The sequence below is a fragment of the Mesorhizobium sp. WSM4836 genome, assembly GCF_055811815.1.
The window spans coordinates 166,614-182,795 of sequence record NZ_JBVVQF010000009.1 but is presented as its reverse complement, the minus strand read 5'-3'; the positions used below and the strand labels follow the sequence as shown (position 1 = coordinate 182,795).

Annotated in this window: 16 protein-coding genes; 3 read left to right on the top strand and 13 right to left on the bottom strand. The window is 63.3% G+C overall.

The annotated features are described in order from the left end of the window. Window positions 1-206: 206 nt before the first annotated feature. The 11 genes from AC0L2P_RS13615 to AC0L2P_RS13565 form a co-directional block, all read right to left on the bottom strand. Window positions 207-1,094 (bottom strand): amidohydrolase family protein, encoded by an 888-nt coding sequence (locus AC0L2P_RS13615; protein ID WP_473501808.1) that lies wholly within the window; start codon window positions 1,092-1,094, stop codon window positions 207-209. After that, a complete protein-coding gene (locus AC0L2P_RS13610; protein ID WP_473501751.1) occupies window positions 1,094-2,230 on the bottom strand; it encodes a vWA domain-containing protein in 1,137 nt (378 codons plus the stop codon). Before AC0L2P_RS13610 ends, AC0L2P_RS13615 begins: the two co-directional genes overlap by 1 nt. A gap of 252 nt (window positions 2,231-2,482) precedes the next feature. Continuing rightward, a complete protein-coding gene (locus tag AC0L2P_RS13605; protein WP_473501750.1) occupies window positions 2,483-3,379 on the bottom strand; it encodes an AAA family ATPase in 897 nt (298 codons plus the stop codon). An 8-nt stretch (window positions 3,380-3,387) separates the two neighbouring features. Next, complete coding sequence (locus AC0L2P_RS13600) at window positions 3,388-4,398, bottom strand: xanthine dehydrogenase family protein molybdopterin-binding subunit (protein ID WP_473501749.1); 1,011 nt, start codon at window positions 4,396-4,398, stop codon at window positions 3,388-3,390. Between the two features lies 1 nt (window position 4,399). Beyond that, window positions 4,400-5,767: a xanthine dehydrogenase family protein molybdopterin-binding subunit gene (locus tag AC0L2P_RS13595; protein ID WP_473501748.1), complete on the bottom strand. Its 1,368-nt coding sequence runs from the start codon at window positions 5,765-5,767 to the stop codon at window positions 4,400-4,402. A 13-nt stretch (window positions 5,768-5,780) separates the two neighbouring features. After that, window positions 5,781-6,263, bottom strand: a complete 483-nt coding sequence (locus AC0L2P_RS13590) for a (2Fe-2S)-binding protein (protein ID WP_473501747.1) — start codon at window positions 6,261-6,263, stop codon at window positions 5,781-5,783. A 42-nt stretch (window positions 6,264-6,305) separates the two neighbouring features. Continuing rightward, on the bottom strand, window positions 6,306-7,100 hold the full coding sequence (locus AC0L2P_RS13585) for an FAD binding domain-containing protein (protein WP_473501746.1): 795 nt from the start codon (window positions 7,098-7,100) through the stop codon (window positions 6,306-6,308). Window positions 7,101-7,121: 21 nt separating this feature from the next. Next, a complete protein-coding gene (locus AC0L2P_RS13580) occupies window positions 7,122-7,574 on the bottom strand; it encodes an SRPBCC family protein (RefSeq protein WP_473501745.1) in 453 nt (150 codons plus the stop codon). Window positions 7,575-7,681: 107 nt separating this feature from the next. Beyond that, entirely contained in the window at window positions 7,682-8,509 is an 828-nt protein-coding gene (locus AC0L2P_RS13575) for a helix-turn-helix domain-containing protein (protein ID WP_473501744.1), read from the bottom strand. A gap of 195 nt (window positions 8,510-8,704) precedes the next feature. Then, complete coding sequence (locus AC0L2P_RS13570) at window positions 8,705-9,703, bottom strand: ABC transporter permease (protein ID WP_254820532.1); 999 nt, start codon at window positions 9,701-9,703, stop codon at window positions 8,705-8,707. A gap of 34 nt (window positions 9,704-9,737) precedes the next feature. Beyond that, on the bottom strand, window positions 9,738-10,478 hold the full coding sequence (locus tag AC0L2P_RS13565) for an ATP-binding cassette domain-containing protein (protein ID WP_473501743.1): 741 nt from the start codon (window positions 10,476-10,478) through the stop codon (window positions 9,738-9,740). A 424-nt stretch (window positions 10,479-10,902) separates the two neighbouring features. Between AC0L2P_RS13565 and AC0L2P_RS13560 the strand changes: the two genes are divergently transcribed. Further along, a complete protein-coding gene (locus AC0L2P_RS13560) occupies window positions 10,903-11,892 on the top strand; it encodes a sugar-binding protein (protein WP_473501742.1) in 990 nt (329 codons plus the stop codon). A 145-nt stretch (window positions 11,893-12,037) separates the two neighbouring features. After that, entirely contained in the window at window positions 12,038-12,817 is a 780-nt protein-coding gene (locus AC0L2P_RS13555; RefSeq protein ID WP_473501741.1) for a FadR/GntR family transcriptional regulator, read from the top strand. Window positions 12,818-13,679: 862 nt separating this feature from the next. Here the strand turns inward: AC0L2P_RS13555 and AC0L2P_RS13550 are convergent. Continuing rightward, on the bottom strand, window positions 13,680-14,618 hold the full coding sequence (locus AC0L2P_RS13550; RefSeq protein WP_473501740.1) for an NAD(P)-dependent oxidoreductase: 939 nt from the start codon (window positions 14,616-14,618) through the stop codon (window positions 13,680-13,682). A 153-nt stretch (window positions 14,619-14,771) separates the two neighbouring features. Here AC0L2P_RS13550 and AC0L2P_RS13545 point away from each other — a divergent pair, with 153 nt between their 5' ends. Next, window positions 14,772-15,668: an NAD-dependent epimerase/dehydratase family protein gene (locus AC0L2P_RS13545; RefSeq protein WP_473501739.1), complete on the top strand. Its 897-nt coding sequence runs from the start codon at window positions 14,772-14,774 to the stop codon at window positions 15,666-15,668. Window positions 15,669-15,763: 95 nt separating this feature from the next. Here AC0L2P_RS13545 and AC0L2P_RS13540 read toward each other — a convergent pair whose 3' ends face one another. Further along, a complete protein-coding gene (locus AC0L2P_RS13540) occupies window positions 15,764-16,168 on the bottom strand; it encodes a VOC family protein (RefSeq protein ID WP_352815684.1) in 405 nt (134 codons plus the stop codon). Window positions 16,169-16,182: the final 14 nt, after the last annotated feature.

The following is a 16,182-nucleotide window of genomic DNA, read 5'->3' as shown; positions in this document are numbered from 1 at the left end:
TTTTCTCTTCTCCCTTGTGGGAGAAGGTGGCCGAGCGAAGCTCGGTCGGATGAGGGGTGCCGGAAGGATCGCTAGCTTGGAGACGTAAGTGCTTCAAATCGCCGAGATTTCCTCCGCCGAGATTCTTCCAGCACCCCTCATCCGTCTCGGCGCTATGCGCCGATCCACCTTCTCCCACAGTGGGAGAAGGGAAGGTCTCCGCGCACTCACACCGGCCGGTATACCTTCTCCGCCGTGTTCCAGAACATGTCGGCCTCGGCCGCCGTGCCGTGCTTGCCCACCGCTTCCCTGTGCGCCCTGATCAACTCGGCATGGCTGGTCCACAGATTCTCGATCGGGAAGTTCGAGCCGAACATCAGGTGGTCGCTGCCGAGGATGTCGATGGCGTTGTCGACGATATAGCTGATCAGCGCCGGATCGTTGCGATGGACGAAGGTGCCGAGGCCGGACAGCTTTGCATAGAGGTTGGGCGCCGCTGACAGCGTGCGCAGGCCTGCCTTCCAGGCCTCGGTGGTTTCGGGCTCCATGTCGGTCAGCATGCCGGCGTGGGTGAGGATGAAATTGGTCTCGGGGTTCTCGCCGACCAGCGTCAGCCCATCCTTCATCTGGGCGGGGAAAACCTGCAGGTCGAAGGACAGACCATAATCCCTGAGTCGCGCCACATTGGCCCGCACCTTCGGGTCGATGACCTGATCGGCCGAGGGGGCGAAGAGGAAGGCCGGCGTTTCGTGCCAGTGCAGCTGCATGCGCACGCCGCGCAGCAGCGGGTATTTTTTCAGCCGGTCGATCTGGGGACGCACATCGTCCACCGTAATGTCGGCATAGCCGACGATGGCATGCGGCCAGCCGGTCTCGTCCGCGGTCTTCTGCAAGAACGCGACTTCTTTTTCGAAATCTTCCTTGGCCCAGTTGGTCTGGACATAGACCGCCTTCTCGACGCCTGAACCTTGCTGGTCGGCGAGGAATTCCTCGATCGGATAATCGCGGCGGATCGGCTCGTAGGGGCCAAAAATGCGCGGCACCATCGGCCCGACCAGCCAGGGCTGGTCCTGTTGGCGCCAGATGTGGAAATGCGCGTCGATCGCCTTCTGCATCACGAAACCCTCTTCCAGATTGTCGCGGCCGCCGGAGCTGAGCGGGCGAGCGACAGAATGAACTCGGTGAGGCCGGCGATCGACGAGCCGTCGACCAGATCGTCGAGCACCGGCAGGATGGCGCGAAGCGCCGCCGTGACCGGCCGGAAGCGTGGATCGCCGGCCAACGGCGTCGCCAGCGAAAGCCGAAAGGCGCGGGCGCTCAGCCGGCGCATCGCCATTTCCAGCTCGGCATGGTCGCCGCGCTCCAGCGCATCCGACAGGATGACGATCGCCGCCCCGCGTGCAAAGGCGGAGAAGCGCGGCACCGACAGAAACGCGAGCAGCGTCGGTCCCATGCGGGTGCCGCCGTCCCAGTCGTCGACCTGAGCGGCGGCGCGGGCCAGCGCCTGGTCGCGGTCGCGGATGCGCAGCGCCGAGGTGATGCGGGTCAGCCGTGTGCCGAAGGTGAATACCTCCGCCCGGTCGGCGCCTTGCACGGCCGCATGTGCCAGCTTGAGATAGTCCGATGTGTAGAGCTTCATCGAGCCGGACACGTCGATCAGGATAAGAAGCTTGCGCGGCACTGTCTGCCGCCGGCGCAGCAGCGGCGAGGGGATATCGCCGTCGGCATTGACGATTTCGCGGAGCGAGCGGCGCAGGTCGAGCTTGCCGCGAACATGCGTGCGCACGGTACGAAAGGAGCGGCGGGCGGGCAAAGCGGTGGCGAGCTTCCGGCGGAAGGCTGCAAGCCCGTCGCTGTCGCGGCTGAATTCGCGGACGCTCAACTGTTCGCTGGCCGAAGACAGTTCGCCGCCTTGCTCCTGGCGGACCACTTCGATTTCTTGTTCCCTGGTTTCGCCGTCATCTTTGATGCAGGTTTCCTCGTCGCTGTCGCCTTCGACCAGCGCCGCGGCGTCCCCATAGAAATGCCTCCGGAAATGCGTCTCGAATTCGTCGCGGCGGTCGGGCGACGGCGCCAACGTGGCGAGGGCCGCTTCGCGGATGTCGGCCATCGAGCGCGGGCCGAGCAGCGTCACCGCTTGCATGAAACCGGAGACCTGCTCGGGCGCCACCGCAAAGCCGTAGCGGCGCAGCAGCCGGCCGAAGCCGAGGAAGGGTGCTGCGGCGCGGGGCAGGCTACGGTCGGGCGCCATAGCAGATGTACTCCGAGCGTTGCATTCCTTCGCGCCCCCCTCTGTCCTGCCGGACATCTCCCCCACAAGGGGGGAGATTTGCAGCTGCGGCGCCTCTCTTAGTCCTGCAACGACGGAGATCAGCGAAAGCCTCGGGGGCGTCCAATCTCCCCCCTTGTGGGGGAGATGTCCGGCAGGACAGAGGGGGGCGCTGTCCCGCCGACCTCGACGGCTCCCGCGAAACAGGCGAACGGGGATCGTTGATGTCGCGCATCAAGCCAGCGCCTCCTCGACAATCTTGCCGAGCTCGGGCGCGATGCAGGAAAGGTCCTCCTCGTCCTTGATCAGCACGCCGATGGCGCGGCGAAACGCTTCCGGCCACGGACTGCCGCCTTTTTCGAGGATGGTCGCGGCGTTGGCCCATTCGACCGCCTCGGCGATGCCGGGCGGCTTGGCCAGCGGACGGGCGCGAATGTCGCGCACGGCGGCAGCCACGGCGCGCGCCGTGGCTTCGGCGACATCGCCGGCGCGCAGCATGATGATCTCGGCTTCGCGCCCGGCGTCGGGATAGGTGATCCAGTGGTAGACGCAGCGCCGCCGCAGCGCTTCGGCCAGTTCACGGGTGCGGTTCGAGGTCAGAATGACGATCGGCTGCGCCGTCGCGCGAATGGTGCCGCGCTCGGGAATGCTGATCTGGAAATCGGACAGGAATTCCAGCAGCAGCGCTTCGAATTCATGATCGGAACGGTCGATCTCGTCGACCAGCAGCACGCGTTTTTCCGGTGCCTTAAGCACCTGTAACAGCGGCCGAGCGATCAGGAAGCGGTCGTCGTAGATGTCTATCTCGTGCTCGCCGGCATGGCGGATGGCGAGCAACTGGCGCTGGTAATTCCATTCGTAGAGCGCATGTGCGGCGTCGATGCCCTCATAGCATTGCAGCCGCACTAGGTCGCGCCCGAGCACGTCGGTAATCGCCTTCGCCGCTTCGGTCTTGCCGACGCCGGGCGCGCCTTCGAGCAGCAGCGGCTTGCCCAGCCGGATCGCCAGAAAGATGGCGGTGGCCAGGCTCTCATCGGCGAGATAGCGCGAGGCGGCGAGGCGGGACGCCACCGCCTCCGGCGAGGTCGCGACTGTCTCGGCGCTTCTGGTCCGGGCGTTTGCCTTGGGCATTCCAGCACTCAATTCGACGCGTCGGCTTGCGCCTTCAGCGCCCGCAGGATGCGCTCCGGCGTGATCGGCAGCGTGTCGATGCGCACACCGACCGCGTCGAAGAGGGCGTTGGCCACCGCCGGGATCTGCGGGTTAGCGCACATTTCCCCCGGCCCCTTGGCGCCGTACGGCCCGTCCGCCGAGGGCCTCTCCAGCACGATGATCTCGGTTTGCGCGAGATCGCCAGGACCCGGCATCAGATATTGGTTGAAGTCGGTGCCGCCATGGTCGCGGTTGGGATAATACGGTTCGGTCGTTTCGTAGAGCGCATGGCTGATGCCCATCCATGAGCCACCGACCAATTGCTGTTCGACCATTTTCGGGTTCAGCGCGCGGCCGATCTCAAAGACGTTCTTCACCGTCAGCACCGTGACCTCGCCGGTCTCGTCATCGACCTCGACCTCCGCCACCGTGCAGGCGTGCGCGTAGCAGGTAGACGGCTTCATCGCGCCGGTTTCTTTTTCCGGATAGGAGCGTGGGATCAAAAGCATGCCGCGGCCGGAAATCGAACGGCCGCGCTTGAAATGCGCCGACAGCGCGACATCGAAGATCGAGATCGATTTTTGCGGCGCGCCCTTGACCAGGATGTTGCCCAGGCCGTCGGTCTCGAGGTCCGAGGCGTTTACCTCCAGTTCCTCGGCCGCCACTTCCAGCATCACCTGGCGGGCTTCCCTGGCCGCCTGGATGACGGCATTGCCGGCGCGGTGGGTGCCGCGCGAGGCGAAGGTGCCCATGCAGTGCGGGCCGGTGTCGGTGTCGGCGGTGTCGACGACGACACGGTCGGTCGGCACGCCGATCGTCTCGGCGCAGATCTGCGCCATGATCTGCTTCATGCCCTGGCCGAGGTCGACGCTGGAGAGCGTGACCATGAAATTGCCGGTCGGCGTCGAATGGACCAGCGCCTGGGTCGGGTCGCCGCCGAGATTCATGCCGGTCGGATAGTTGATAGCGGCGATGCCGCGCCCGCGCCTGATCGCCATTTCAAGCTCCCTTCGCGTAAGACGACATAGCCATGAATTGTTCCGCCACCGGCCAGTTGGCGGCGCGTGAGGCTTCCTGCATGCATTCGATCAGCGCCGCTCCCTCGGTCGGCTGGCGATGCGCCTTCATGTCGCCGTCGCGGTAGGCATTGATGAAGCGGAATTCGAGCGGGTCCATGCCGATCAGCCGGGCGAGCTTGTCCATCTGCACCTCAAGCGCGAAATCGCCGATAGTGACGCCGAAGCCGCGCATCGCCGAGGACGGGGTGCGGTTGGTGTAGACGCAATAAGTGTCGATCCAGACGTTCGCGATCGTGTAAGGGCCGGGGTAGTGGCCAGCACCTTTCTGCGCGCCGTAGGGCGAATGCCGCGAATAGGCGCCGGCATCGGTGTAGCCGGTCACTTTGCGCGCAACGATGCGGCCGTCCTTCATGACGCCGTCCTTGATGACGACCTTCTCGGCGGCGCGCGGCGAGGAAATCTGCATCTCTTCCTCGCGGCTGTAGATAAAACAGACCGGTCGTCCTGTTATTTTGGCGCCAAGGATGGCGATCGGCTCGACGATGACGTCGACCTTGCCGCCAAAACCGCCGCCGACGGTGCCGCCGACGAAATGCAGCTTGTTGCCGGGCATCTGCAGGATGATCGAGGCGTTGTCCAGGGTGAAGAACATCGCCTGCGTGTTGGTGTAGCAGGTGAAGCGGTCATTGCCCTCCGGTGCGACGATGCAGCCTGTCGTCTCGGTCGGCGCATGCTCGATCGGCGAGGATTGGTAGGTTTGTTCGAGCACGTGGTCGGCTCCGGCGAAGCCGGCCTCGACATCGCCGAAGCGCACCTTGCGGCATTCGCCACTGTCGTAGAGGTAATAGTTCCGGCCGTGATATTCGTTGACGATCGGCGCGCCGGGCTTCAGCGCTTCCTCCATGTCGAAGACGGCCGGCAGCACTTCGTAGTCGACCTTGATCTTGGCGGCGGCTTCCTGCGCGGCGCGCTCGGTCTCGGCCAGCACCGCCACCACGGCCTCGCCTTTCCAGCGCACCTTGCCGTCGGCCAGCACCGTTTCGTCCTCCGGCCCGATCTGGATCAGGATCAGGATGGTGTAGACATTGTGCGGCACATCCTTCGCGGTCAGCACCTTAACGACGCCTGGGTGCTTTTCCGCTGCTGACGTATCGATGCTGCGGATGCGGGCGTGATGGTGCGGGCTGCGCACCATCTTCAAATGCAGCATGCCGGGAAAATTGCGGTCGGCGAAATAGGTGGTCTTGCCGGTGACATGGCCGGGTGAATCCGAACGCGGCCGCGGCTGGCCGATCTCGTGCAGATCGTCCTTGCGCTGGTCGGCGAAATAGCTCTTGCGGAGTTCCATCTTTTTGACTCCCTTAAGCCGCGTTCTGCGAATTTGACCGCGCCGCGGTCAGCACCGCCTGGATGATCGGCTCGTAACCGGTGCAGCGGCAGATATTGCCCGACAGCGCCTCGACCACGTCCTCGCGGCTGGGGTTCGGCGTGTGATCGAGCAGCACCTTGGCTGCCATGATCATGCCCGGCGTGCAGAAACCGCATTGCGTGGCGAAAGCATCGAGGAAAGCGCGTTGCAGCGGATGCAGCACGCCGCCTTCCGAAAGCCCCGACGTCGTGGTGATGGCCGCACCGTTGCAGGTCTCCGCCAGCGTCAGGCAGGACAGCCTGAGCTCGCCATCGATAATGACTGAGCAGGCCCCGCATGTGCCTTGATGGCAGCCGCCCTTCGGCGAGGTGTCGCCGATCTTGTCACGCAGCGCGTGAAGCAGCGTCGTGCCGCTGTCGATGAACTCGGCCTTTTCGGCGCCATTGAGCGTGAACTGAACCGGGACCTTTGCCATCTTTTACTCCTTGCGCCGCAGCCAGGTGCGCGCCATCGGCTTTCAGGCGAGCAGCAGCCGGCCGAGATGGACCGGCAGGACTTCGTTGCGATACCAGGCGCTGGCGATCGGATCGGTTGGCGGCGAAGTGCCGTCGCGGGCAACAGCCAGTGCCGGTGCGATGCCGTCGCTGGTGAGTTTGCGGCCAATCAAGGCTTTCTCCGCCGCGCTGGCACGGATCGGCCGGTCGGCCATGCAGCCGAGCGCGATCCGCGCGGACGACACGGTGCCGTCCGGTGCGCGTTCCAGCACGGTCGCGATGCTCAGCACCGAAATACCCTTTGGCTTGATCCGCGACACTTTCAGGAAACGAAAGCGGCCTTCGTTCGGAAGCGTGAAGCCGACCGCAGTGACGATGGCGTGGTGGCTTTCGCGTTTTGCCAGAAAGGTCTCGATCGGCAGTTCGCCGTCGCCTGTGCTGACGGTTGCGTCTAACGCCAGCAGTGCAACGGTGAAATCGCCGTAAGGCGTTGGCGCGAAGAGATTGCCGCCGACGCTCGCCATGTTGCGGATCGCCGGTCCGCCGACGGCGCGCGCGGCGGGGGCCAGCGGAGCAAGATCCGGGTGACCGGCGACCGCCGCCATGGTCACCGAAGCGCCGATGCGGACCTCGCCGCCGGAAATGCGGATAACCGACAGTGCCGGTTCGGTGGACCGGATGAAACCGGAAATCGACACGTCGCCTTCATTGGCGGCGCGCACGACCAGTGTGCCGCCACCGAGATAGCGGGTGCCGGCGGCCTTCAGCGCCGCGCCGGCGTCCTCCACCGTCGGAAAAGTCTGCAGTGCAAGCGCCATGGAACGCTCCTGTTTGTCAGCTCAAGTCAGCTCAGCCTTGCCCGCAAAATAGGCCTTCAGGGCGTTGAAGCCGCCTTGGAAGACGTTTGCGCCCATGCCTTCGGCCAGCTTGTCGGCTTCCTCTGGGGGCGCATCGAAGCTGGCAGTCCATTCTGCAAAGGTGCGGTTGCCGTCTGTCACCCGCCGCAACTGCAGCGTTGCCTTGTGGTTGGTGAGCGGCTGCGGCGTCTCCAGGATGGAGTAGCTGACGAGGAAATTCTCGTCGGAAAAATCGAGCAGCTTTTCGCGGAGACGGGCGCCGCTGGCGAGCTGGAAATTGCGTACGCAGCCGATCGTGCCGGCATCCTTGCCGTCCTCGATGTGGCTTTCGACCATGCGCGGGTGCCAGGTCGGCAGACCGTTGAAGTCGCGTATGCGCGCCCAAACCTTTTCGACCGGCGCGTCGATGACGCTGGAGATGGTGACTTTCGCCATTTGATCGTTCCCTTGCAAATCAGCTGTTTGGGAGGGTAGGGCGGCGGGTTCCGCGGCGCTTATCAATGCGTCTTGAACGCGTATCAATTAGTCTGAAAAACGGGCGCTCAGCTGATCGCCCGCGCCGCCTCGCGGTAAAGCGTCGGCGGGACGCCGACATGATCGCGGAAGAAGCGCGAGAAATTGCCCTGGGTGGTGAAGCCGAGATTGCAGGCGACCGAGATCAGCGGCTCCTGCGACCACTGCAATTGCCGCACCGCTTCCTCCATGCGCAGCGTGTTCCAATAGACGTTAGGCGTCAGATTGGTCTGTTCCTTGAACAGGGCGAAGAAATGCGGCCGCGACAGGCCGACACTGCGCGCCACGTCGTCGAAGCAGATGCGCTCGCAGACATTGGCTTTCATCAGCTGGATCGCCTTGCGGACACGGAAATCCTGCATGGTGTTGACGCGGGCGCGCACCGTATGCGGTGCGGAGGCTTCGGCGGCATCGAGCACGCTGTCGATGAAGCGCTCGATCTCGTAATTGGCGATGTCGTCGATGCTCTCATTGTCGCTGAGATGGTCGAGAAGGTTGGCCGCTGCCTTGTGCAGCCAAGGCTCGAGCGTGATTGCCGGGGCGGAGAACAGTGGCGCGGAGGAAGGCAGCTCGCGGCGCCTTCGAGCCCAGTCCGGATCGATGTAAAAGGCGAGGAACAGGCCGGGCGTGCCGTCGCGGGACAGAGCGTGGCTGTGCGGCTGGAAGGAATTGATGCCGGCGGCAGTGCCCGGTCCAAGCCGCACCGTCTCGCGGCCGATGGTCATCTCGCCGGCCGTGCCTTCCAGCCAGATGATGATATGCGCCTCGACATGGGCATGAGTGACGAAGTCGCTGGCGACGTTCAGGACAGAAACATGTCCGAACCGGCCCCAGTAGAGCCTGATCGCTTCCGTCATGGGTATATCCTCCCGCAGGCGACTGGCCTCCCTTCGCCTGCTGTGGGCGATTGTGCGGCTCAGTTTAGGCTTGCGTCAAGACGGACGTGCACGTCCGGGCGCCGGCCATGCGCCGCACCGGCGGATTTTCAGACTCGGCGATAGGAGCGCGTCCCTTTCTCCACAAGGGGAGAAGGGGACATTGGGACTTGAACGTCAGTCGTTGCGCCTGAAATTGCGGATGCGGTCGAACAGCACGGCGAGCAGGATGGCGCCGCCGATGAACACGCCTTGCCAGAAGGCATTGATGCCGAGCAGGCCGAGGCTGTTGCGGATGACCTCGATCAGCGCCGCGCCGACGACCGCGCCGAAAGCTGTGCCCATGCCGCCGGCCAGGTTGGCGCCACCGATGACGGTGGCGGCGATCACCTGAAGCTCCATGCCGTTTCCGAGATTTGTGGTGACCGCGCCCAGCCAGCCGGTCTGGATGATGCCGGCAAGGCCAGCCGCCAACGCCGAGATCATGTAGACGACAACCTTGATCTGGCGCACCGGAACGCCGGTCAGCGTTGCCGCATGCTCGTTCCCGCCGATGGCGAAGATGTGCCGGCCGAATTTCGTCCAGCGCAGCACGAAACCGGTGATCAACGCCAGCACGATCATGTAGAGCACAGGATTGGCGATGCCGAAGACCCAGGCGCCGCCGCCGAGCGCAAGCAGCTTGTCGTGGTCCGGCCCGAACTGGAAGACGACGGTGTTGTTGGAAGCGACCATGGCAAGGCTGCGCGCAATCGACAGCATGCCGAGCGTCACCACGAAGGGCGGAAAGCCGAGATAGGCGATCAGAACCCCGTTGAAGGCGCCGATGATCAGCGCTGTCGCGATCGCGGCGCCAATGCCGATCTCGATGCCGTAACCGGCATGCATGGTCACGGCCAGCACCATCGAGCACAGGCAAAGCACCGAGCCGACCGACAGGTCGATACCGCCGGTGATGATGACGAAGGTCATGCCGAGCGCCACGATGGCGACGAAGGTGACGTTGCGGGTGATGTTGTAGAGGTTCTTGGTCGTGGCGAAGGAATCCGTAGCCACCGACAGGAACAGGCAGGCGAGGATGACCGCGATCACCACCCAGAAGGTCTGGCTGGCAAACACCTTGCTCAGCAAGGTGTGTTGCTTGTGCGCGATCGTCTGATCAAGGGTGACTGCCATTATCGACCTTTTTTACTCATGGTTGAGGCGTCAATCATACCTGTTCGATCGCGCCGGTGATGAGCCCTGTGACTTCTTCCGGCGAACTCGATGCGATCGTCTTGTCGGCGACCTTGCGGCCGCGCCGCATGACGATGACGCGGTCGGCAACGTCAAAAACGTCGGGCATGCGGTGGCTGATCAGCACGACGGCGATGCCCTGGTCGCGCAAATGGCGGATCAGGTTCAAGACCTCGGCTACCTGGCGCACCGAGATCGCCGCCGTCGGCTCGTCCATCAGCACGATCTTGGCCTGCGAAAGCATGGTGCGGGCGATCGCCACCGCTTGCCGCTGGCCGCCCGACATCTGTTTGACCAGATCGCGCGGGCGCGTTTCGGATTTCAGCTCGGCAAAAATCTGGCCGGCACGTTTGTACATCGCGGCGTAGTCGAGAATGCGAAGCGGCCCGACGCCGCGGCGCAATTCACGGCCGAGATAGACATTGGCGGCGGCCGTCAGATTGTTGCACAGCGCCAGGTCCTGATGGACGATTTCGATGCCGTGCTGGCGCGCCTCGACCGGCTTGTGCAGGATCAGCTCCTTGCCGTCCATCTGCATCGTGCCGTGGCTCGGCGGGAAATTGCCGGCGATCATCTTGACCAGCGTCGACTTGCCGGCGCCGTTGTCGCCCATCAGGCCGACAACCTGTCCGGCCTCGATCGACAACGAAACGTCGTTGACCGCCTGGATGGCGCCAAAATGCTTCGAGATGTTGGTGAGTTCGAGAACCGCCACCAGCCTTCTTGCCTCCCCGTGCTTTGCGGCCCGCGGTTCTGCCGCGGCCTTTCGCGCCCCAGTTCCTCCCGGGAGCAGCGATTTTGCCCATTTACGCATAAGCCACCTTGGCGTCAACCACGGCCTCTTTCGAAAAATCAGTTTTGTAGGACAAATAGCATTGACGTCGGTGACAAGGCGATATTAGCTAAGTGTCGGAGGAGCTTGCGCCGATCTCCCGGATTGCCGGAAGAAATCGGTGAGGGTTGTCGGTCAGGGATCTGGAAACCGGCGATATCTGTCGGTGCCAGTCTGAGACTGAAGATGAAAATGCTTATCGACCTGGCTTGGCGACACGAGTGCGACGTCCTCTGTCATCTTGCTCCGGGTCGATCTGTGTGTGGCGGGCACGTGGTGTCCGTTTGTTTCAAAAGGGAGGACTGACATGAGGAAATCACTGTTGCTCGCTGCCGCCGCCGTCTTGGCGTTGGGTGCCGGGCCGGCCATGGCCAAGAAACAGCTCGTCATCGTGGTGAAGGGTCTCGACAATCCATTCTTCGAGGCCATCCACCAGGGTTGCGAGAAATGGAACAAGGAAAACGCCAGCTCGGAATACGAGTGCTTCTACACCGGACCGGCATCGACCTCGGACGAGGCCGGTGAAGCCCAGATCGTCCAGGACATGCTGAGCAAGCCCGACACGGTGGCGATGGCGATTTCGCCGTCGAACGCGCCATTGATCGCGCAGACGATCAAAAGCGCCAATCCGTCGATCCCGATCATGACCCTCGACGCCGACCTCAGCAAGGAAGATGCCACACTGCGCAAGACCTATCTCGGCACCGACAACTACCTGATGGGTCACAAGATCGGCGAATACATCAAGAAGGCCAAGCCGAATGGCGGCAAGATCTGCACGATCGAAGGCAATCCGGCGGCCGACAACATCCTGCGCCGCGCGCAGGGTATGCGTGACGCGCTTTCGGGCAAGGAAGGCCTCGCGGCGCTGGCGGGCGAAGGCGGCTGGACGGAAGTTGCCGGCTGCCCGGTGTTCACCAATGACGACGGCGCCAAGGGCGTGCAGGCGATGACCGACATCCTCGCCGCCAATCCCGATCTCGACGCCTTCGGCATCATGGGCGGCTGGCCGCTGTTCGGCGCTCCGCAGCCCTACCGCGACCTGTTCAAGCCGATGGCCGACAAGATCGCCAGCAACGCCTTTGTCATCGGCGCAGCCGATACCATCGGCGACGAGGTGGCGATTGCTCGTGACGGACTGGTGACCGCACTGGTTGGCCAGCGGCCGTTCGAGATGGGCTACAAGGCGCCCTCGGTGATGATCGACCTGGTCGACGGCAAGCCGGTCGCCGATCCGGTGTTCACCGGCCTCGACGAATGCACCAAGGACACCGTCGACACCTGCATCCAGAAGTAGGTCGGCAATTTCGGGGCGCCCGTTCGGCGGGCGCCCCGTCACGCATCGTCCAAAACGCACGAGGCGACGCTGCTTTGGAGCGTAGGCCGCTGCTTTGTCATGTGCTGAGTTCGGGTTTTCGACATGCAGCTGCCGGGGAATACCAATGCCGGACGCGACATCAAAAAAGCGACCCGCCAAGTTGAAGGCAGAGGCTGAGCGGCCGGCCGGCGTTCGGCGTGCCGACGCAGCACACTTTCCCGGCTCGAGCGTGCACGCCTCGCTCGCCAACGAAATCGGGCTGAGGATCGTGCGCGGCGACTATCCGCCGGGAACCATCCTGCCCAACGAAGCCAAATGGTCGGAGACCTTCGACGTCAGCCGCTCGGCGGTGCGCGAAGCCATCAAAATGCTGATGGCGAAGAGCCTTTTGGCGTCGCGCCCGAAGATCGGCAGCTGGGTCGAGCCGAAGGAGCGCTGGAACCTGCTCGATCGCGATGTGCTGGCCTGGTACGCGACCTCACCGGATCGCGAGGTGTTCCTGAGAACCGTGCAGGAATTCCGCCACATCATCGAGCCGGAGGCCAGCGCCTTTGCCGCGATGCGGCGCAGCGACGAGCAGATGGCCGAGATCAGCCAGGCTTGCCGCGAGATGGGCGAGGCGACCAGCCTGCAGGAGCGCACGCGCGCCGACACGCGGTTCCACCTCGCCATCCTGCGCGCCTCGGGCAACGATCTGCTTGTGCCGCTCGGCGTGCTGATCGAATCGGCGCTCGACCACCTCTTTGCTTTCGTCACGCGCGAAACCAGCGACCAGCAGCATGCGCAGAGGCTGCACGAGGCGATCGAGAAGAACATCCGCCTGCAACGGCCGGCTGCAGCCCGCGCCGCGGTGCACAGGCTTCTCGCCAACACCGACGACGTCATCGGGCGGTCGCGGCGGTGATGATTGCGCCGGAGCTGCGGATTTTTACCGCCGCGGCGTATTTTGTTCTTGCTTTGTGCCGGCAGCTATGCTATTAATTTGGGTATGGTGCTAATTGGCTCCAACGACCCGCCTCCCGAGGCGGGTTTTTTTGTTTCTGGCGTCTTCCGATCGGAAGTTGTGCGTGCTGGGGTGCATAGACTTCTCGCGAATACAGATGACGTTATCGGCCGGTCTAGGCGCTAATTCGATCGTTTCTCGGCCGAATAGCGTGTAACTCGGGTCAACCGGCAACGAAGGTCGATCATTCCTGTCGGTGGCAATCGCAAATTTAGGAGATTAGCCGAAACCCTCCCTTCGTCATCCCTGGGCGGAGCAGGGAGCGAAGCGACGCGGCGCAGACCCTGGGATCCATGCCGATACCTTGCGGCAGTGCTCCAGCGGACCAGAACCAAACGCTGCCACCCCCTACGAAAAAGCTCGAAGCACTCTGGGACTGGTCGTTTCGATCAATTCAGTCTCCCGTTGGCGGAACCAGCGCTTCAGCAGCTTCTGGCTCGCGGTCATGGTGGAAGGGCAAGGAGCGCAATGGCGGATGCAAGCGCCGCTCTGAGCCGCTGCATTCTTCGGCGGATGTCACGGCATGGATCCCAGGGTCTTCGCGACGTCGCTTCGCTCCTGCTCCGCCCTGGGATGACGAAGGTGTGGTGGCATGTGGCTAATCGCCAGCGTTGGAGATTGGCGGCTGTAGCTGGTCGGCAGCGAACGTCTACAGTTCCTTTCGGGCTCAATCGAAGAACCAAATCCTCTGTGCAAACGAACTAGCCTGCGGCAGTCGAATGTTGGTGTTTTGCGACACTGCCAGACGTTAATCCCAACGTTCTCAAATCGTCTGCTTCTTGCCATCCCTGGTGGGCATGAGGTCGACGCCGTTGACCTTGCCGATCTGCGTGGCCAGCATCGGTACATATTGGTCGGCGGGGCCGGCCGCGAAGGCGCCGGCGAAGGCGTTCTTGGTGGCGTTGCCGAGCGGGTTGGCGATCCCTGCGGCACCCGCCATCGATTCGAGATAGGTAAGATCCTTGAACGCGTTGGCGATGGTGAATTTGTGCGCGTCGCGGTCGCCTTCCAGCGTCCAGCGCATGAAGGTCTGGTAGAAGCCGCAATCCATGCGGCCGTTGCGAATGACGCTGTCGAAGCGCGGCGGCGAGATGCCGACCTTCTGCGCCAGCGCCAGCGCCTCGGAATAGATCGCTGCGTAGCCGAGCGAAATGAAATTGTTGAGCAGCTTCATGCGATGGCCGTCGCCGGTGTCGCCGATATGGACGATACGACCGGCCCAGGTTTCGAGCACCGGCTTCAGCCTGGCAAAGACCGTGTCGGGCGCGCCGACCATGGCGTCGAGCGTGCCTTCCCAGGCCTCCTTCGGCGTGCGGCTGAGCGGGGCATCGACATAGTCGACGCCGAGCCCTTTGAGTTCGGCGGCCAGCGCCACCGTCGAGACAGGATCCGAGGTCGAGCAGTCGACGACAACCGATCCCTGCTTCAGGCCTTCCTTGAGGCCGCCCGGGCCGCGGATGATGGCTTCGACCTCGCGCGAGCCGGTGACGCAGATGAAGACGATATCGGATGCCACTGCCACGTCGCGCGAGGTCGCTGCTTCCTCGGCGCCGCGGCCGAGCAGGTCTTGCGCCGGCGCGCGGTTCTTGCGGCCGAGAAACGTCAGCGGATAGCCCTTGTCGACGATGTTCTTCGCTATGCCGTGCCCCATCAGGCCAAGCCCGATGAAGCCGATCTTTTCGCTCGCGGCGGTCGTGTTCATGTCGTTTCGTCCTATTTTGCAATGATGGATGACGGCGCTGCACCTTGCCGGCGAATTGTTGAAGCGGGTTTTTGCCGCATGCCGTGGCAGGCGATTGCAGAGTTCGATATTGTCTGACAATACACATGAATCTTAGGGAATGTGGAGAGCAAAATGACGAAGCGGATCATGTTCACCGGCGGCAGCGGCAAAGCCGGGCGCCACGTCGTGCAGTATCTGGTCGAGCAGGGCTGCCAGGTGCTCAACATCGACACCAAGCCGCTCGACAATCCCAAGGTGCGCACGCTGATCACCGACATCACCGACGGCGGGCAGGTGTTCAATGCGCTGTCGAGCTATATGGGCCTGCATGAATTCGACCCGTCGCTGCGTTCACAGCCGGTCGATGCCGTGGTGCATTTCGCGGCGATCCCGCGCATCATGATCACGCCCGACAACGAGGTGTTCCGTATCAACGCGCTCGGCACCTACAACGTCATCGAGGCGGCGGTAAAGCTCGGCATCCGCAAGGTGGTGATCGCCTCCAGCGAAACGACCTACGGCCTGGTCTTCGCCAACGAGCCGCGCGATCCGACGCATTTTCCGCTCGACGAGGACTACGACGTCGATCCGATGGACAGCTACGCGCTGTCCAAGGTCGTCAACGAGAAGACCGCGCGGGCATTTGCACAACGCGATGGCACCGACATCTATGCCTTGCGCATCGGCAACGTCATCGAGCCGCATGAATATTCGCTGTTTCCGAAATGGTTCGCCGATCCGGGTTTCCGCAAGCGCATCGCCTGGAGCTATATCGACGCGCGCGACCTCGGCCAGATCACGCTGCGCGCCATCGAAAAGGACGGGCTCGGTTACCAGGTGTTCAATGCCGCCAACGACGATACCTCGTCCGACCTGCCGACGGCCGAACTTTTGAAGCGGTTTTACCCCGACGTGCCGGTCAAGTGTGAACTTGGCGAATACGAGACGCTGCTCTCCAACCGCAAGGCACGCGACATGCTCGGCTTCCGGCCGGAGCACAGCTGGCGAAAATATGTCAAGACGACCTGACGGGCGGACCTGACGCGGAGCCGGCACTGGGCCCCACTTGTCGTCATGAGGCCAGGCTCAGGGCCCGCTACGACCGATGCGCCCACACCCTACGTTCAGGCGTTCGCCGTCTGGTTCATCCACACGATTTCCCAGACGTAGCCATCTGGGTCTTCAATGTGGCGATTATACATGAAGCCAAGATCCTGTGCCGGGTTGGGATCGGCGCGACCGCCCGCCGCGACCGCGCTGGTCAGTGTTGCATCGACGGCGTCGCGGTTATCGACAGTGAGGACGATCATTGCCTGGCTGTCGCGCCTTGCGTCGCCGATCGGGCGTGTGGTGAATTCGCGGTAGTGGTCATGGGTCAGCAACATCACCCCGATCGTGTCCGAGAACATGAGCGAGGTGGATTTCTCGCCTGAAAACTGCGGGTTCACAGTGCCGCCTAGCGCCACGTAGAACGCCGTCGACGCCGACAGGTCACGGACAGGCAGGTTCACGAAAATCATTTTGGGCATCGATTTCGCCTTCT